Genomic DNA, 19424 nt, shown 5'->3' on the forward strand with positions numbered 1-19424 from the left:
TTATTGCTGAAGGATTATAAAAAAAACAGGAAAATGTTGCATTTCGTCCAAAAAGTCCGCACGAAATTGACAATCTGAATCGTGAATGTTTTGATGAGGCCCAAGAAAATTTACAGAATTTTCGTTGGTCAATTTTGAAATAAGCAAATAAATTGTCAGCAAGCAACATGTTATTTCAAAATAAATGCCATCTTTATCACAATAACAAGGAATTTCAGATGATGATAGAAAATGTAATATCGCGGTCGCTGCGCCTGATGTTTGCAGGCGGCATGGCCCTGAGCATGCACGCCGCGTATGCGCAAGAAACAACAGATGGCACCATGCAACGCGTGGAAGTCACGGGTTCGAGCATCAAGCGCTTGTCGTCGGAAACAGCTTTGCCGATCACGTCGATCAAGGCCAGCGACTTTGCCAAGCAAGGCTTGACGACGGCACAGGAAGTCCTGTCCACCATTTCCATGAATCAAAGTACCCAGGGCAGCAGCCAGTCGGTGGGTGCGGGCACGGGCGGCCAATCCGTCGCCGACCTGCGCGGCATCGGCGGCGACAAAACCCTGGTCCTGCTGAATGGCCGCCGCATCGCCAGCCATCCGTTCAACGGCTCGTCCGTCGACCTGAACATCATTCCCGTCTCGGCCCTGGAAAGAGTGGAAGTGCTGCGTGACGGCGCCTCCGCCATCTACGGCACCGACGCCATCGGCGGCGTGATCAACTTCATCACCAAGCGCTCGGTCAAGGGCGGTTCTGTGACCGTGGAACATTACGAGCCACAAAAATCGGGCGGCGGCGACGAGTCGCGCCTGAACCTGTCCGCCGGCTATGGCGACCTGAACAAAGATGGCTTCAACGTCTTCGGCGTCGTCGACGTGCACCGCCAGTCGGCACTGAACGCCAGCGACCGCGCCTTCTCCGCCAACGGCTATGTGCCGAACAAGGGCGTGAATAACCTGAGCAGCACGACGCCGATCGCCAACTTCACCACCATCAACAGCGATCCGGAAAAAGTGTTCTCCGGCAATCCAGCCTTTGCCGGCGGCTGCGTGGGCGAAAACCTGCGCCCGAATCCGAGTGGCCGTCCGACCTGCGCGTTTGACGCCGCACCGTATATCCAGGACATTCCGAAGACCAACCAGGAATCGTTCCTGGGCAAGGCCAGCTTCAAGATCAATCAGGATCACCTGGCCACCCTCGAATACTTGCACGCCCGCAGCACCAATGAGTCGCGCATCACGCCGCCGACCTTGACGCGTATCGGCCTGACCATAGACAAGAATTCGCCCTACTACCCGGGCGGCAGCGCCGGCGTACCGGCCGTGCCTGGCCTGGCAGGTGAAAACCTCGACCTGAGCTGGCGTCCGATGGACATGGGCCAGCGCATCGGCTTCGACACCAGCACCTCGGACCGCCTGGTTGCCGCTTCCGAAGGCGTCGTTGCCGGCTGGGACTACAACGTGGGGCTGAGCTACTCCGTGAGCAAGGCCACCAGCGCCTTCGTCAACGGCTACCTGGGCGACAAGCGCATGATCGACGGCGTGGCCAGTGGCGTGCTCAACCCGTTCGGCCAGCAAAACGCCGCCGGCCTGGACTACATGAAAAATTCCTTGCTGCAAGGTGAATACCTGAGCGCGAAGATGACCAGCACTGCGGTGGACGCCAAGATCAGCCGTGAAATCTACGACCTGCCAGCGGGTGCCGTCGGCTTTGCCGTCGGTACCGAATTCCGCAATGAGAAGGCGGAATACGACATCAACACGGCGCTCGCTTCGCAAGCGTCGAGCTCGGGCTATGCCGAAGCCAAGGACCAGTCGGGCAGCCGCAATATTGCCGCCATCTTCACTGAACTGAGCATTCCTGTCGTGAAAAATCTGGAACTGTCGCTGGCAGCCCGTTACGACCATTACAACGACGTCGGTGGCAGCTTCAATCCAAAAGTCGGCGTGCGCTGGCAGCCGACCAACCAGATCCTGTTCCGCAGCTCGTACAACACGGGCTTCCGCGCCCCGACCCTGTATGACCTGCATGGCCCGATGAGCAAGACCTTCACGGCCGGCAAGTACAGCGATCCACGTCTGTGTCCAGGCGGCGTAGCCATCCCTGGCGCGAATGAAAATTCGGCCTGCAGCACGCAGCAATACATCCGCTCGGGCGGCAATCCTGAGATCAAGCCGGAAAAATCGAAAACGTTCAGCGCCGGTATCGTGCTCGAACCAACGAAATCGCTGACCGTTTCGCTCGACTACTTCCAGATCAAGTTGCGCGACAAGATCGGCACCGTGGCTGAACAAACCCTGTTCGACAAATACGATAAGTACCAGAACAACTTCGTATACTCGGCTAACGGCACTTCGCTCGATTACGTGCTGTCCCCACTGGAAAACCTGGGCGAAATGCATACCTCGGGTATCGATCTGGGCTTGAACTGGAGAATGCCACGCAGCCAGTATGGCAACGTCACCTTTGCCTTCGACGGCACCTGGGTGCAGAAATATGAGTATCAGAACGAGCGCAACGGCGAATACGTGCAGAACGTCGGCGTGTATGGCGAAAATGGCCCGGTATTCCGCTGGAGACATAATGCTTCGCTGAACTGGAACCTCGGTCAGTGGAACGCGACCTTGTCGAACAAGTACATGAGCGGCTACCACGACATGAACGACGTCGACGACGAGTTCAAGCAAAAGGTCAAGGCGTACTCGATCTGGTCGCTGTCGGGCATGTATTCGGGCTTCAAGAACACGGAACTGACCGTGGGCGTGAAAAACCTGCTGAACGAAGATCCACCGTTCACCAACCAGTACAAGACCTTCCAGTCCGGCTACGATCCGCGTTACGCCGATCCGCTGGGCCGCACTTTCTACGTGCGCGCCACGTACAAGTTCTAAGCTGAGACGCAACTGATATCAGCTAAGAACTGAAAAAGCCCGGAAAGCTTAGCTTTCCGGGCTTTTTTTCATGCTGCGCGCCACCTTATTCCGCGTCGCCCTGCAGGCGGCGCTGCCTGACGGCCGCCGCCAGGTTTTCCAGCACGGCCACGCTGGCGCTCCAGTCGATGCAGCCATCCGTGACGGACTGGCCATAGATCAATTCCTTGCCTGGGATCAAATCCTGGCGGCCCGCCACCAGGTGCGATTCCACCATCACGCCGACGATGCGGCCATCGCCGCCGGCCACCTGGCTGGCGATATCGGCACACACGGGAATCTGGTTTTCTGGTTTTTTCGAACTGTTCGCATGCGAGGCGTCGATCATCAGGCGCGCCGCCAGGCCTTGCGCGGCGATCGCCTTGCACGCCTCGTCCACGCTGACCGCGTCATAGTTCGGGGTTTTTCCGCCGCGCAAGATGATGTGGCAATCCTCGTTGCCGTTGGTCGAGACGATGGCCGAGTGGCCGCCCTTCGTGACGGACAGGAAATGGTGCGGCTGCGAGGCGGCCTTGATGGCTTCCACGGCGATTTTCACATTGCCGTCCGTGCCATTCTTGAAGCCGACCGGACAGGACAATCCCGACGCCAGCTCACGGTGCACCTGCGATTCCGTCGTGCGCGCGCCGATGGCGCCCCAGCTGATCAGGTCGGCGATGTATTGCGGGCTGATGACGTCAAGGAACTCCGTGCCGGCCGGCAAGCCCAGCTCATTGATATCGCGCAACAGTTCGCGCGCCATGCGCAAGCCGTCGTTGATGCGGAAGCTGTTGTCCATGTACGGGTCGTTGATCAAGCCCTTCCAGCCCACCGTGGTGCGCGGCTTCTCGAAATAGACGCGCATGACGATTTCCAGTTCGCCCGCGAAACGCGCGCGCTCCTTGACCAGCAGGCGCGCATATTCCATCGCCGCCTTGGTGTCGTGGATGGAGCAAGGCCCGATCACCACCATCAGGCGGTCGTCCTGGCCATGCAGGATACGGTGCAGGGCAATGCGGGCGCTGGCGGCAGTCTGTTCGGCTTGCTCCGAGCAGGCAAATTCGCGGATCAGGTGGGACGGCGGGGTCAGTTCCTTCATTTCGCGAATGCGCAAATCATCGGTGCGGGGCATCATTTTCTCCAAAATTTAAGGAAGGGTAAAACATCTGGGTAAAAAAAAAACCGCCATCGGTGGCGGTTTTTTAGAATTTGCTGGGATCTCGTTTTGCTGCTACGTGAACCGACCGCTACTCCACCGCCTTTGGGTTGGAATTGCTAAAGTAAAAATAAGCGGTAAAAAAGTGGCGAGCGAACATGCGAGTCATCCGTAAGTGATGAACGACTATAAACCTAAATTGCAAGGGTTGGCAAGCATATTTGTCGGCAAAGCCGCATGCCGCTGCCGTTTTACACTGCATAACCCGCAAAAAAGCATAAAAAGTTGCGCGCTGTGAATCTCGCCGCGACTCTGCATCCCCGGCGCCACCGTTGTGCCCGTCGTGGCAACCACGCCACGCCAGCCATTCTATCGACGACAAGCATGGCACTCCTTGATCCAGGTCTAGTCCCGGCGTCGCCGCACGGACAAAACTCAAGGACGTATCGATGACCTTTGACTGCCTGACCTTTCCGGAGAACCGCATGATCCCTACACCATCCTTGCATTCCGCTGCCTTTTCACCACCCAGACTGGGCCTGGCACTGGCCAGTGCACTGCTGAGCCTACCCGTCCTGGCGCAGGACGCCGCGCCGATTGCGCGCGTGGAAATCACCGGCTCGAACATCCGCCGCGCGCAGGCGGAAACGGCGTCAGCCGTGCAAACCCTGAGCGCGGCCGACATTGAAAAATCGGGCAAGTCCAGCGTGGCCGAACTGCTGCAGACCCTGGCCGTCGACAACCAGGGCTCCGTCCCCACCACCTTCGGCAACGGCTTTGCCGCCGGCGCCTCCGGCGTGTCGCTGCGGGGCCTGGGCACGGCCTCGACCCTGGTGCTGCTGAATGGCCGCCGCGTCGCGCCATATGGCCTGGCCGACGACGGGCAGAAAGTGTTTGCCGACCTGAACATCATTCCCCTGGAAGCCGTGGAACGGGTGGAAATCCTCAAGGATGGCGCCTCGGCCATCTATGGATCGGACGCCATCGCCGGCGTCGTCAACGTGATCCTGCGGCGCGACTACCAGGGCACGGCCATCAAGGGCAATTACGGCAAGACGAAGGAGTGGGACGGGCGCGACGCGCGCGCCGCCATCACGCACGGCTTCGGCGACATCGACACGGACCGCTACAACGTGCTGCTGAACCTCGAATACAGCGAAAAGGCCGCCATCTGGAACCGCGACCGGGCCGGGCGGGGCGCCGTCGGCCGCAGCGACTTGCGCGACCTGGGCTTCAGCGCGCAGGAAACCCTCAGCGGCGCGGGCGCCATCACCACCAACAATGCGGCCGGCAGCGCCGTCAACGGCAATGTGCGCAATCCCGACACGCTCGACTACTACAACCGCGGCAACCTCGCTGGCGCGGGCTTTACGCGCACCTTCCCCGGCGCCGCCTGTGGCAATTTCACGACTCACCCGCAGGGCGATCCGGGCGGCGGCTGCCTGACCGATGCCGCACAGCAATATGGCCAGATCCAGCCCAAGCAAAAGAACATCAATTTCTTCGGCCGCGGCGCCTGGCAATTGACGCCGGAGCTGCAAACGTATGCCGAGCTGAATCTGTATCACAGCGAATCGCACTCGGCCACCACGCCCTCGACGGTCAGCGGCTCGGTCGGCTATCCGGGCGGCCCCGTCAGCAATGCGGGCGTATCGCTGGGCGCCGCCCACCCGGACAATCCGTATTTCGGCACGGCGGCGCGGCTGCGCTACCTGGCGGCCGACGTGGGGCCGCGCCTGTCGGAAGTCACATCCACCTTCATGCGCTTTGTCGCCGGCATCAAGGGTAGCGTGGCGGGCTGGGATATCGACAGCGCCCTGCTGTACTCGCAGAACAAGGTGTCGAACGACCTGGACGGCTACCTGCAGCGCGACGTCGCCTTCGCCCTGCTCAACCCGAGCGCCGCCAATGTGGAGCGGGCCAGCCTGAACCCCGCGTATGCGGCCCTGCCGGCTGGCAGCCTGTGGCGCATCGCGGAAAACGCGGGCCTCAATTCGCGCGAGCTGTACGCGGCCCTGTCGCCGCGCATCTCGAACGACGCCAAGACGCATATCGCGCAGATCGACTTCAAGGCCAGCCGCGAGGTGGCCAAGCTCGACGGCGGCGCCCTGGGCGTGGCCGTGGGCGCGGAATTCCGCCACGAATCGACGGAACTCAAGCCCACCACGGGCACGGAACGGGGCAATATCATTGGTCTCGGCTATTCCGCCTATAAGGGCAGCCGCAACGCCTCGGCCATCTATGCAGAGATGCTGGCGCCCGTGCTGAAGAGCGTGGAACTGTCGGGCGCCCTGCGCGCCGACCATTTTACCGACGTGGGCAACTCCTATACGCCGAAAGTGGGCGTGAAATGGACGCCCGTGCGCGAACTGGCCCTGCGCGGCACCTTCGCCAAGGGTTTCCGCGCCCCCAGCGCGGCGGAAAACGGCGTCGGCGGCCTGGCCGCGTTCTCCACCGCCAGCGATCCGCTGCGCTGCGCACTGGGCGTGGAAGCGGCCTGCGATCCGGCTTCCATCGCCGTTATCACCTCGCCCAATCCCAAGCTGTCGCCCGAGCGTTCGCGCAGCTATTCCGTGGGCGCCGTGTGGGACCCGTTGCCGCGCACCAGCATTTCCGTCGACCTGTGGCAAATCCGCCGCAAGAATGAAATCAACCAGGAGCAAACGGATACGGCCATCGCCGAAGGCCATGTGGCGCGCGACCCGTCGACGGCCACCGGCATCGCCGGCGATCCGGGCGCCATCACGGCCGTGCTGGCCAATTATGTGAATTCGGCGCAAACGACGGTGCGCGGCATCGATATCGACGCGCGCCAGCGCTTCAGCCTGGGCAGCGACTATGGCAACCTGACCTTCGACTTGAAGTGGACGCATCTGTATAAATGGCTGCGCACGGAACAGGACGGCACGCAGCGCGATTTTGCCGGCACACATGGCAATTGCGACGTGTCCAACTGCATGGGCACGCCGGACGACCGCATCAACCTGGGCGCCACCTGGGAACGCCAGAACTGGCGCGTCACGGCCAACGTCAACTACCGCGCGCCGCTTGATAACCTGCTGTTCAAGAATGACCCGGACGGCTGCGCCACGCACTTCGCCGACGGCACGGACGCGCCGCGCGGCTGCCGCATCGCCTCGTTCACCACGGTGGACCTGACGGCCCGCTGGCTGGCCACGCCCAAGCTGGAAGTGTTTGCGACAATACAGAACCTGTTCGACAAGATCGCCCCGCTCGATCCGCTCACGTATGGCGCCACGGGCTACAACCCGCTCGACTACGCGGGCGCGGCGGGACGCTTCATCAGTGCGGGGGTGAAGTACAAGTTCTGAATTTCATCATATTTTCAACGTATCAGGCGTTTCAGGAACCGTAGCGAGCAAGCCCAATATTGGGTTGAGTAGCGCAGCTGTACTTCAGGTACAGCGAGCAACGCAAACTCAAGAGTGGGCTGCGCAGTAGGTTCCTGAAATGGCGATCTAAGCCGTGCCGCCGACGGTAATGCCGTCCAGGCGCAAGGTCGGCTGTCCCACGCCCACGGGCACGCTCTGCCCTTCCTTGCCGCACACGCCCACGCCCGAGTCCAGGCGCATGTCGTTGCCGATCATGGAGACGCGGTTGAGCACGTCCGGGCCGTTGCCGATCAGAGTCGCGCCCTTCACCGGGTAGCTGAGTTTGCCATTTTCAATCATGTACGCTTCGCTGGCCGAAAAAACGAACTTGCCATTCGTGATGTCGACCTGGCCGCCGCCGAAGTTGACGGCATACAGACCGTTTTTGACGGAGGCGAGGATCTCGCCAGGGTCCTTGTCGCCGCCCAGCATGTACGTATTCGTCATGCGCGGCATGGGCAGGTGGGCGAACGATTCGCGGCGCGCATTGCCCGTCACGGGCATCTTCATCAGGCGCGCATTCATGGTGTCCTGGATGTAACCCTTCAGGATGCCATCCTCGATCAGGGTCGTGCACTGCGTGGGGTTGCCCTCGTCATCGATATTCAGGGAGCCGCGCCGGCCAGCCAGGGTGCCGTCGTCGACCACGGTGACGCCCTTGGCGGCCACGCGCTCGCCGATGCACCCGGAAAACGCAGACGAACCCTTGCGGTTGAAATCGCCTTCCAGGCCATGGCCGATGGCTTCGTGCAACAGTATACCGGGCCAGCCCGGCCCCAGCACGATGGTCATGGGGCCGGCGGGCGCCGGACGCGCTTCCAGGTTCACCAGGGCCGAATTGACGGCGTCCGCCGCGTATTGTTCCAGCACGGCATCGCTGAAATAGTCATAGCTGTAACGCCCGCCGCCACCTGCCGAGCCCGTTTCGCGGCGGCCATTCTGTTCCGCGATCACCGTCAGCGAGACGCGCACCAGCGGGCGGATGTCGGCCGCCAGCACGCCGTCGCTGCGCAGCACCAGCACCACGTCATATTCGCCGGCCAGGCCCGCCATCACTTGCACGACCCTGGGATCTTTCGCCCGCGCCATCTTTTCCACGCGTTCGAGCAATTGCACCTTGGCCGTGGCATCCAGCGAGGCGAGCGGATCGTTGGGCAGGTACAAGGACCGTCCGCCCTGCGGCTGCATCTGGCCCGCGATCTTGATCCTGCCGGCGCCGGCGCGGGCAATCGTGCGCGTGGCCGCCGCCGCTTCCAGCAGGGCACGCTCGGAAATGTCGTCGGAATACGCAAACGCCGTCTTGTCGCCGGACACGGCGCGCACGCCCACGCCCTGGTCGATGGAAAAACTGCCCGTCTTGACGATGCCCTCTTCCAGGCTCCAGCCTTCGCTCTTGGTCGACTGGAAATACAGGTCGGCATAGTCGACCTTGTGCGTAAACATCGTGCCCAGGGCTTTCAACAGCTTGTCTTCATCCAGGCCGAACGGCGTGAGCAGAATCTCGCGCGCCACGGCCAGGCTGGACAGATTGGGTTCAAATGGCTTCATAACTTTGCACTCGCTAATTATATTCAACTCATTCTCAGTACCTGACAGAAGCGTAGCGAGCGGCAGTGATTTGTGGCCGAGAAGCGCAGCCGTACTTGAGCACGGTGAGCATCGCAGGCCGCAAAGCACGACGCGCAGTAGCTTATGTCAGGTACCCTCACATAGTGCGGTGCGCCAGGGCTGGTAAGGATTCGCGCACGCCGGCCAAAAACACCAGGTCGATCTCGCCGCTCACCACGCCCTCGCCTTCGGGCAACACGGCTTTCACTTCGCCCCACGGGTCGATCAGCATGCTGTGGCCCCAGGTGCGGCGGCCGTTCGGATGCAAGCCGCCCTGCGCCGAGGCCAGCACATAGCACTGGTTTTCGATGGCGCGCGCGCGCAGCAGCACTTCCCAGTGGGCGCTGCCCGTCGTATGGGTAAACGCGGCCGGCACGACGATCAGCGCGCAATCGCCCATGGCGCGGTACAGTTCGGGAAAGCGCAAGTCATAGCAGATGGACAGGCCGACCCGGCCGAACGGGGTCTCGATCGAGCGCACCTGCGCGCCCGGCACGATGGTGCGCGATTCATTGTACGACTCGGCGCCGCGCGTAAAACCGAACAGGTGGATCTTGTCGTAGCGGCCGGCCGGTTCGCCTTGCGGGTCATACACCAGCGTGGTGTTGAGGACCTTGCCCTCCTCGCCGGAAATCAGGGGCAAGGTGCCGCCGATCAGCCAGATGCCGTGCTGGCGCGCCATCTGCGCCATGCCATCCTGGATGGGGCCGCTGCCGGGCTGTTCCGCATGGGCCAGCTTGTCCGTTTCCTGCTTGCCCATGATGGCCCAGTACTCGGGCAATACCACCAGCTGCGCGCCACCGGCGGCGGCCTGCGCCACCAGGCGGCGCGCCGTGGCCAGGTTGTCTTCCACGGAAGGTGAGGAAATCATTTGTACTGCTGCGACTGTATGCATCATTGCCACCTCTTCTCCATTCGAACGCCGCGCCTATTTCGCCACGGCCTCCGCCGCTGCGGCGGCAGGCACGGCGACAGGGTCCAATTTACCACCATCGAGCTTGGTCACGACGGGCGCTTTCCACGGCCCGGCGATCTGCATATGGTAAGTGAGCGCCTTCATCACGGGCGCGCGCAGGAACAATTGCGCCAGGAAACTACCCAGGCCGATGACGGGGTTGACGGCCAGCGCGTACACGAGCGGCCCCGTACCCAGGTTGAATTCCGGAATCACCACCACGTGCAAATTCGTCGTTTCATTGGCGATATCGGCCGTGCCATCCATCAGCACGGTTGCCGCCACGCCATGCATCTTGAGGTTATCGGTGCTCACCACGCCGCGCTTGATGCTGGCGTTGGCCGTGATGCCGTCGAAGGCCAGGCCTTCGGAAAACACGTCGTGGAAATCGAGTTTCAGCAAGCGGGGCAAGGCTTGCAGGCTGAGCACGCCCAACAGCTTGGCCGCGCCCGGATCCTGCTTGAGGAACTGGCCCGATTCCACGTTCATCTCGATCTGCCCCGACAAGGTGGGGATGTCGAGCGAATACGGCAAGCCGTTCCAGGCGATGTCGCCGCTCAGGCGCCCCTTGCCGCGGCGCACCGTGTCGGCAAAGCCGAAGCGGTCGAGCAACTTGCCCGCATCGACGATATCGAGGCCGAAACGCAGGCTGGTCGTGCTTTGCCCATCCTTGATGACCCATTTGCCATTGCCGCTCAGGGCGCCATCGGGATTCGACAGTTGCAGCTTGCCCACGCGCCACTCGCGCCCGCCCGCCGCCATGGTGTTATAGGCCTGCAACTCCAGCCGGCCGATCTTCTTGTTGAACAGTTCAAATTGCTCGGCGACGATATCGAGCGAAGGAATCGACTGGGCGCCGTTCTTTCCCTCCAGCAAATTCTTCACATCGTTGGCGGCCGACTCCGGAATGATCAGCGACGACAGGCGCGCCGTCATCTTGCCCAGGCCGGACGGCGTTTCCAGCCAGGTCACATAGCCTGACACTTGTTTTGCATCAATATTAGCTTGCCACACATCCTTCTGGTGCGTGGCGCCCACGACCACGTTTTCCAGCTTGCGCTCGCCCAGCATCAGTTCGCTGGCGCGCGCGGCCATCATGTCCGGCACCACGTATTGCGCGATATCGGGGGCATCGTCGGCGGCGCCGCTGTCGGCGGATGCCGAGCCGCTGCCGGCGATCTCGCTGCCGGCGGCGATCCAGCTGTCCACGTCCAGGGTTTTCATGTTGACGTTGAACATCATGCCGCTGTCCGGTTCCGGCGCCGGCACGTTCACGCCGATGCCGCCGCGCACCAGGCGCCAGGCGTCCTTGCCCTGCTTCTGGCGCTGGTAACGCGCGGCAATGCCGGATCCCAGCACGATGCGGATATCGTCCGTGCGCAGGCCCGCGCCGTTGGCCGCATTGCCCGTCAAGGTGAATTTCACGGGCAGGCTGTCGCCGGCCGGCTTCTTCAGGGGAGCGGGGAAATCCAGGCCCAGGCCCGTCAACGGCGATTCGACATTGACCACCACCTGGTGATCGCGCGCCGTGATCAAGCCGCTGTAGCGCGCGCCGCCGTTCAAATGTTTCGCCAGGCGCTGCAGCACGGGCGCCGGATACGTCTTGCGCAAGCCGTCGATGGTCATGTTGCCGGCAATCTTGACCTGGATGGAACTGTCCGCCTGCGTGCCGCCCGAGATGGCCAGCGGCCCGCCCAGCAGGCTGCCGTTCAAGCCGTTCAGGTTGACGCCCTTTTCGTTGAATTCGATCTTGCCCTGCGTACCCAGTACGGGCGGCATATCGTGGAACAGCACCACGTCGTTGCCCGCCAGCTGCAAGCTGCCCTGCACGGTCGATTCGAGCATGCGCTCGATCGGCAAGTGCAATTTGAGGGCCAGCCTGGCGTTGCCCGTCGCCGTCGTTTCATCCGTGAAATGCTCGATCCAGCCCAGCACGGGGCTGGCCGTCACGTACTTGAGGAATTCCTGCATGGGGCCGGCCGCATTGCCTTCAATGTCGAGCAAGGTGTCGAACACGGTCAGGTCGGGGATCACGGCTTTGACATTCGTCAAGGCCACGCCGCCCGTGGTGGCCGTGTCGCCGCGGATTTCCATGCGCGCCCGTTCAAACACGAAACTGCCCTTGATCTTGTCCGCCTGCGGCCACAGGGGCGCCTTACCGGCCAGGGGGCCGCTTTCCGCAAATTCGCCGGGCGCGTAGTTCAGGGTGCCATTCTCGAGCTTGCCCGCCACGCGGAATTCGCCCCGGGTGCGCTGGGCCGGCGTGTCGGCCTTGAAGGGGAAATGCTCGAGTTCGCCGCGCAGGCGCAGGCTGACATCGCGCGCCACGCCGCCTTCCAGCGCCCCCGTCAGCCAGTGGCGCAGGTGCTCGGGCGTTTGCAGCGGCAGGTAGCGGCCGATGGTGTTGATCTGGAAATTGTCTATCGTGCCCGTCAAGTCGACCTGGCCCAGGTTCTTGCCGTCGAGCGGCATGCGGTGCGTGCCTTGCAAGGCGACGCGCAAACCTTGCTGATTGAAGTCGAGCTTGTCCAGCTCGACTTGCAGCATATTCTCCGCTTCGAACGTCCAGCGCGCCTGCATGGCGAATTGTTCGAACGGCATGGCCGGTTCGCTCAGGTACGATGGAAACTGCAGCACCAGGTCCTGCGCATCGATAGCGATGCTGCCGCCCTTGTCGCTGGCGTCGATGGTGCCGCTGAGTTTGTCGAAGCCGGGAATGGCCGGTGCGGCCGCCTGCGCGGGGCTGCTCGCCGTCTTCGCCACGGCCAGGCGCGCCGGCTGCGCATTCAGGCCCAGGTCGATGAGCTTGCCGCGCAAACGGTAGCTGGCCGGTGTCGCCATCTCGCCTTCCCATTGCGCCGAGAAATCCTGCAAACGCCCGCGCGGCGCCAGGGCGTCGAGGCGCTGGCGCTGCTGTTCGCCCAGCGGCAGCTTGCCGGCCAGCGCGGCCAGGGTTTGCAAATCGAGCGACTTGGCCGTGATTTCCGTGCGCGCCGGCTTTCGCTTCGTGGCGGCAATGAAACGTTCGGACAGGGTCGTGGGCGGCAGGCTGAGGCCGTCGCGTGTTTCCACCGCGAAATTCGTCAACTCCACCTGATGGCCATTCGCGCCAAAGGTGGGCTTGCCGTCCGGCACCTGCGCCGACAGCTCTTCTTTTGCCGAAATGCGCCCGCTGACCGACAGCAAGTCGAGCGGGGCGATATGCTCGCCCAGCTGCGCCTGCACATCCGTCAAGCCCACGTCGGCCGTGAAGCCGGCCAGGCGCGCGTGATCCAGGCTCAACCAGGCGCGCAAGGCGCCCTTGCCCTGGCTCAGCTCGAACGGGTAATCGAGGTAGCGGCGCCAGGCGGTCAAGTCGGCGTTTTTCAGGTCCGCATACAGCTCGCCCTTCCACATCGATACATCCGAGATGCGCGTGCTGAAAGGCGGATGCGTGAAGTGAGCACGCACATCGATGGGCGCGGCCAGGCTGGCGGGCGGCGTGGCCTGCAAGCCCAGCCGGTGGGTGCGCCAGCGGTTGCGCAGCAGCAAGTTGACCTGGGTTAAAGCCAGCTCCGGCGTGCCGCGCGCTTCGTCCGTCCAGCGCACCTTGCCGTCGCGAATGATGATGTCATGCTGCGACAGCAGCCAGTCGGCGCCCTTGCCGTCGCTGCCCTGGCTGCTGTCGACGAGCACGCCGGCCACATACAGCTTGCCATCCATGCTGCGCCGCACGTCCAGGTCGGGCCGCGTGATTTCCAGAGTAGTGAAGCGCACGGAACCGAGCACACTCCACCACGACACAGTCGCCGAAATGCTCGGCAGGCTCAGCGCCTGGCGCCCCGCCTGGTCGCGCAGGGTCACGTCGCCGAGGAAGAGATTCGGCCGCACGCCATGCCAGGAAGCATAAATGCGCGCGATGCTGACAGGGTTGCCCAGCGCGCGGCTGGCCGCCCGCTCGATATCGCCTTTGTAATAGTCGATATTCGGCAAGATAGCGTAGCGCAGGAATAAAAACAGCACGGCGAAGGCGAAATACGCCAGCAGCACCAGTTTGATGGTAAAACCCAATACATGGTGGGTGGCCAGGTTGGCCATGCGATAGGCGGCACGCAGCCTCTGCCAGCGCAGGGCCAATGGCACATGTTCTGTCACGCTTGCTTCTGGCGGTTTTTGCATCAATAAGCTAATAAACTGGCCCGGCGTCAAATAATGGCAAAAATCGTCTGCATTCGTGGTGCGCGCCTGCATCCTTGCGCTTGCGTCTGAGCAAAGCCTCCCTTACCATCGTCCGGAAGAGCACGCACTACCGGCGGTATACGGCCAGCGGCACAATTTTACCGCATCCCCCGCCGTTCGCAGCCAAGTTAAACTAGAACATGCACGCAGCATCCACGAGACCCTTACCGATACCATGAGCACACAGCCTTTGATTTCCGCCTCCCGTTTCTACCAGCGCTGGCTGGACGCCGCCCCCGAGCGCGCCGCGCAGGTGGCGCAACTGGTGCGCGCGCCGCTGGACGGGCTCGACTTTGCCGCCGAGCTGGCCGCCCAGGCGAACGCCGCCACGCCGCCGCTGCCGCCCGAACGGGCCATGCGCCGCCTGCGCAACCTGCTCGTCTGCGGCCTGATCGCGCGCGATCTTGGCGGCCAGGCCGACTTGAACGAAGTCGTGACCGCCATGACGGGTTTTGCCGATTTTGCCATCCGCACGCATGTGGACGCCATCATGGCCGAGATGGTGGCCCTGCACGGCATGCCCGTCGGCGAGGAATCGGGCGAGGAACAAGCCTTGATGGTGCTGGCGATGGGCAAGCAGGGCGGCGGCGAACTCAATGTGTCGTCGGATATCGACCTGATCTTTGTCTACCCGGAAGATGGCGATACGCAAGCGACCTTGCCGGGCCAGCGCAGCCTGTCCAACCACGAGTTTTTCATTCGCATGGGCAAGAAACTGATCGCCGCCCTGGCCGAGATCACGCAAGACGGTTTTACTTTCCGTGTGGATATGGCCCTGCGTCCGAACGGCAATTCCGGCCCGCTGGCCGCCAGCCTGGGCATGGTGGAACAGTACCTGATCGTGCAAGGGCGCGAATGGGAGCGCTACGCCTGGGTCAAGGCGCGCGCCGTGACGGGCAAGCCGGAAGACATCGCCTCGCTCGACGCCATCGTGCGCCCCTTCGTCTTCCGCCGCTATCTCGATTTCGGCGTCATCGATGCCATCCGCACCATGCACGGCCAGATCCGCGCCGAGGTCAACCGCCAGGAGCGGCTGCACCCGGACCGCAGCAACAACGTCAAGCTGGGCCGTGGCGGCATCCGCGAAATCGAATTCCTCGCGCAAGTGTTTCAATTGATACGGGGCGGGCGCGACGCCGAGCTGCGCGAACGTTCCACGCGCGCCACCCTGCGCACGGTGGCGGACAAGGGGCTATTGGAACCGGCCATCGTGGAACAATTGCTGGGTTCTTACACTTTCCTGCGCAACCTGGAACACCGGCTGCAGTATCTTGACGATGCGCAAACCCATACCTTGCCCGCGAACGAGGCCGACCGCCTCACCGTGGCGCAGATGATGGGTTTACCCGACACACCCACCCTGCTGGCCCAGCTGGAAGCGCACCGCGTGTTTGTCGCCGGTCAATTTGACGAAATGTTCAGCGACAAGAGCAGCGGCGCGCCGCCGGTCGACACGGGCATCGACCCGCAAACGTCGAACGACTGCGCCGCCTCGGACCAGCAGGAAGCCATCGAAGCGCGCTTCGCCGCCCTGGGTTTCCATGAACCGGCCGCCTGCGCGCGCCGCCTGCTGGCCACGTGGCAGGCGCCCCGTTTGCAATCCTTGCCAGAGGCGAGCCGCACGCGTTTGGTGGCCCTCGTCAATTCCGCCCTGCCCCTGATCACCGATTGCTCCGTGTCCAACGGCAACGCCAGCCAGCTGGCCACTCTGGGCCGCCTGCTCGATTTCCTGGAGGCCATCGCGCGCCGCTCGGCCTATCTGTCGCTGCTGACGGAATACCCGCATACGCTCGAGCGCGTCGTGCGCATGGTGTGCGCCAGCGGCTGGGCCGCCACCTTCCTCACGCAGCATCCGATACTGCTCGACGAGCTGCTCGATGAACGCATCCGCAATACGGTGCCCGACCCGGCCGCGCTGGCGCTGGACTTGCAACGCCAGCTCGACGACGCCCCCGGCGACACGGAGCGGCAGATGGATATCCTGCGCGAAACGCACCACGCGCAGCTGTTCCAGTGCCTGGCGCAAGACCTGGCGGGCGACCTGAGCGTGGAGAAGCTGGCCGATTACCTGTCCCAGCTGGCCGACATCATCGTCGCCGCCACCGTGCAAGCCGTCTGGCAAACCTTGCCTACGCGCCACCGCGAGGTGCCGAAATTCGCCGTCATCGCGTACGGCAAGCTGGGCGGCAAGGAGCTGGGCTATGTCTCCGACCTCGACGTCATCTTCCTGTTCGACGACGACGACCAGGAAGCGCCCGGCCTGTACGCCAAGCTGGCGCAGCGCTTCATTACCTGGATGACCTCGCACACTTCGGCCGGCATTTTGTTCGATATCGACATCGCCCTGCGTCCCGACGGCGCCTCGGGCATGCTGGTTTCCAGCGTGCAAGCGTTCGAGCGCTACCAGGGCAGCGCGGCCTGGGTGTGGGAACACCAGGCGCTGACGCGCGCGCGCTTCTGCGCCGGTGATGTCGGCATCGGCAAGCACTTCGAGCGCATCCGCGACACGATCCTGCGCAAGGAAAGGCCGGAAAACGGCCCGCTCAAGGGCGAAGTGGTGGCCATGCGCAAGAAGATGCTGGACGCCCACCCGCCCCGCCCCGGCAACTTTGATTTGAAACAAGATCCGGGCGGCATGATCGACATCGAGTTCATGGTGCAATACCTGGTGCTCCAGCATGCGGCGCAGTACCCGCAGCTGACGGCCAACTCGGGCAATATCGCCCTGCTGCGCCTGTGCGGCGAACTGGGGTTGGTCGACGCCCAGCTGGCCGCCCGGGTGGCCGACGCCTACCGCGCACTGCGCAAGCTGCAGCACCAGCTGCGCCTGCAGGGGCAAGACCTGGCCCGCGTGGAACCGGAAAGAGTGCGCGTGCATGCGGACAACGTCATGCTTCTGTGGCAAGCCATCTTCGGCGCCACCGCCTGAGGCCGGCCCGGGCATGCCGCTTCATTACCTGTCCCGCCTGAGCGGATCGGCGCGCGATACGCAAGCCAATCTGCAGCTGGGCTGCGTGCTGGCGCTGGTGGCCGGCGCCGTGAATGCGGGCGGTTTTCTCGCCATCGGCGGCTATACCTCGCACATGACGGGCATCGTCTCGGGCATGGCGGACGACTTGGCGCTGGGCAATATCACGCTGGCCCTGGCGGCGCTGGGCGCCTGGCTGGCCTTTGTCAGCGGCGCGGCCGTGACAGCCATCATGGTGAACTGGGGCAAGCGACGCCGGCTGCACAGCCAGTTCGCCGCCAGCCTGCTGCTGGAAGCGGCATTATTGCTGCTGTTCGGCTTGACGGGCAATTACCTGGCCACCATGCCCGACGTGCTGGGCCCCGTCACCATTTTGCTGCTGTGCTTTGTCATGGGTTTGCAAAACGCCATCATCACCAAGATTTCGGGCGCCGTCATCCGCACCACGCACGTGACGGGCCTGTCGACCGATATCGGCATCGAACTGGGCAAGATGGCGTATTACAACCGGCGCGCCTTGCCGGACCGCGTGGTCAAGGTGAACCGGGGCAAGCTCAGGACGCACAGCCTGCTGATCGCCTGCTTCTTCATCGGCGGGGTCAGCGGCGCACTGGCCTTCAAGCACATCGGCTTTCCTGCCGCCACCATCATCCTCGCCGGCGTGCTGACCCTGCTGTCCGGCGTGCCCGTACTGCGCGACTTGCGCCTGCTGTGGCGCTTCTACCGGCGCCGCCTGCGCGCCTTGCGTCAGTAGAAATATTTTTCTTTATGGCAATTATTAGCTGGTTTTAATGCTAATATTTTTCCGCATCCGGCGGGCTGATCAAGCCTGGCTGGCTGGTCTTTTGATTCGACACCCTACCGTTGTCCAATGATGAAAGCGAGAAAAATGATTTCCATTAAAAAAGCCCTGTTTGTCTTTGCCATCGCCGCCGGCGCCGCCGCTTCGTTCTCCAGCACGGCCGCCGTGCGCGCATGGATTCCGTCGGAAAACTGCGACTACATCCTCAATATGTGCTACCAGGGTGTCGAGGCATCGTGCGAACAGTGGCGCAATCAGTGCGAACCGAAGGAATAAGCGGGCAACAGACGAAAAAAACGCCCCGAAGGGCGTTTTTGCTTATGCGGTCAAAAGATTACTTGGCCGACATCAGTGCAACGGTGGTGTCGAGCATGCGGTTCGAGAAACCCCACTCGTTGTCATACCACGACGACACTTTTACCAGGCGGCCCGACACTTTGGTCAGGGTCGAATCGAAGTTCGACGACGCCGGGTTGTGGTTGAAGTCGATCGAGACCAGCGGTTCGGTCTGGTACGTCAGGATGCCTTCCAGGGCGCCTTCCGAAGCGGCCTTCATCAGGGCGTTGACTTCTTCCACGGTGGTGTCGCGCTTGGCGATGAAGGACAGGTCGACCAGCGACACGTTGATGGTCGGCACGCGGATGGCGAAACCGTCCAGCTTGCCATTCAGCTCAGGCAGCACCAGGCCCACGGCGGCAGCAGCGCCCGTCTTGGTCGGGATCATGCTCATGGTGGCCGAACGGGCGCGACGCAGGTCTTCATGCATCACGTCGGACAGTACCTGGTCGTTGGTGTAGGCGTGCACGGTGGTCATCAGGCCCGTTTCGATGCCGATGGCGTCGTTCAGCGGCTTGACCAGCGGTGCCAGGCAGTTGGTGGTGCACGAAGCGTTCGAGATGACGGTGTCCGTCGATTTCAGCACGGAGTGGTTCACGCCGAACACGACGGTCGCATCGACGTCCTTGCCGCCTGGTGCCGAAATGATGACTTTTTTCGCGCCGCCCTTCAAGTGAGCCGAAGCTTTCTCTTTGGTGGTGAAGAAGCCCGTGCATTCCAGCACGACGTCCACGCCCAGCTCGCCCCATGGGATTTCAGCCGGGTTGCGCTGTGCGAATACGCGGATCGGATCGCCATTGACGATCATGTTGTCGCCTTCGACGGTAACCGTGCCAGGGAACTTGCCGTGCGCGGTGTCGTAGCGGGTCAGGTGGGCGTTCGATTTGGCATCGCCCAGGTCGTTGATGGCAACGATCTGGATATCCTGTTTCTTGCCGCCTTCGTAGAAAGCGCGCAATACATTACGGCCGATGCGGCCGTAGCCGTTGATTGCAACTTTGATCGTCATACTCTGCTCCTGATTAAAAAAAAAGGTATCAGCACAGCACCCCGGCCAGCACATGGCCAGGGTCTGCTCAAAATCAA

General features: G+C 62.6%; 10 protein-coding genes. 5 read left to right on the forward strand and 5 right to left on the reverse strand.

What is annotated here, in order from left to right:
• The first annotated feature begins 218 nt into the window (after positions 1–218).
• Positions 219–2885 (forward strand): TonB-dependent receptor, encoded by a 2667-nt coding sequence (locus O3301_RS16780; RefSeq protein WP_305056932.1) that lies wholly within the window; start codon positions 219–221, stop codon positions 2883–2885.
• 85 nt (positions 2886–2970) lie between these two features.
• Here the strand turns inward: O3301_RS16780 and aroG are convergent, their stop codons facing one another.
• Positions 2971–4035, reverse strand: coding sequence for a 3-deoxy-7-phosphoheptulonate synthase AroG (aroG, locus tag O3301_RS16785; RefSeq protein ID WP_305057000.1), 1065 nt, complete (start codon positions 4033–4035; stop codon positions 2971–2973).
• 473 nt (positions 4036–4508) lie between these two features.
• On the opposite strand from aroG, the gene O3301_RS16790 reads away from it, so the two are divergent.
• A complete protein-coding gene (locus tag O3301_RS16790) occupies positions 4509–7391 on the forward strand; it encodes a TonB-dependent receptor (protein ID WP_305056933.1) in 2883 nt (960 codons plus the stop codon).
• Between the two features lie 147 nt (positions 7392–7538).
• On the opposite strand, the gene tldD is transcribed toward O3301_RS16790, so the two are convergent.
• The 3 genes from tldD to O3301_RS16805 form a co-directional block, all read right to left on the reverse strand.
• Positions 7539–8999, reverse strand: coding sequence for a metalloprotease TldD (gene tldD / locus O3301_RS16795; RefSeq protein WP_289899860.1), 1461 nt, complete (start codon positions 8997–8999; stop codon positions 7539–7541).
• A gap of 157 nt (positions 9000–9156) precedes the next feature.
• On the reverse strand, positions 9157–9957 hold the full coding sequence (locus O3301_RS16800; RefSeq protein ID WP_285817117.1) for a carbon-nitrogen hydrolase family protein: 801 nt from the start codon (positions 9955–9957) through the stop codon (positions 9157–9159).
• Positions 9958–9987: 30 nt separating this feature from the next.
• A complete protein-coding gene (locus O3301_RS16805; RefSeq protein ID WP_369812202.1) occupies positions 9988–14148 on the reverse strand; it encodes a YhdP family protein in 4161 nt (1386 codons plus the stop codon).
• A gap of 259 nt (positions 14149–14407) precedes the next feature.
• Here O3301_RS16805 and glnE point away from each other — a divergent pair, with 259 nt between their 5' ends.
• The 3 genes from glnE to O3301_RS16820 all read left to right on the forward strand — a co-directional run bounded on the left by glnE (position 14408) and on the right by O3301_RS16820 (position 18278).
• Positions 14408–17161, forward strand: coding sequence for a bifunctional [glutamate--ammonia ligase]-adenylyl-L-tyrosine phosphorylase/[glutamate--ammonia-ligase] adenylyltransferase (glnE, locus tag O3301_RS16810; protein WP_369812203.1), 2754 nt, complete (start codon positions 14408–14410; stop codon positions 17159–17161).
• A 13-nt stretch (positions 17162–17174) separates the two neighbouring features.
• Positions 17175–17954, forward strand: coding sequence for a YoaK family protein (locus O3301_RS16815; protein WP_305056935.1), 780 nt, complete (start codon positions 17175–17177; stop codon positions 17952–17954).
• 135 nt (positions 17955–18089) lie between these two features.
• The gene (locus tag O3301_RS16820) at positions 18090–18278 is read left to right on the forward strand and encodes a hypothetical protein (RefSeq protein ID WP_152281604.1); all 189 of its coding nucleotides are present in this window, start codon (positions 18090–18092) and stop codon (positions 18276–18278) included.
• 58 nt (positions 18279–18336) lie between these two features.
• Here O3301_RS16820 and gap read toward each other — a convergent pair whose 3' ends face one another.
• Complete coding sequence (gap, locus tag O3301_RS16825; protein WP_010395244.1) at positions 18337–19347, reverse strand: type I glyceraldehyde-3-phosphate dehydrogenase; 1011 nt, start codon at positions 19345–19347, stop codon at positions 18337–18339.
• Between the last annotated feature and the right edge of the window lie 77 nt (positions 19348–19424).

This window comes from Janthinobacterium sp. SUN211 (assembly GCF_030587315.1).
GTDB lineage: Bacteria > Pseudomonadota > Gammaproteobacteria > Burkholderiales > Burkholderiaceae_D > Janthinobacterium > Janthinobacterium kumbetense.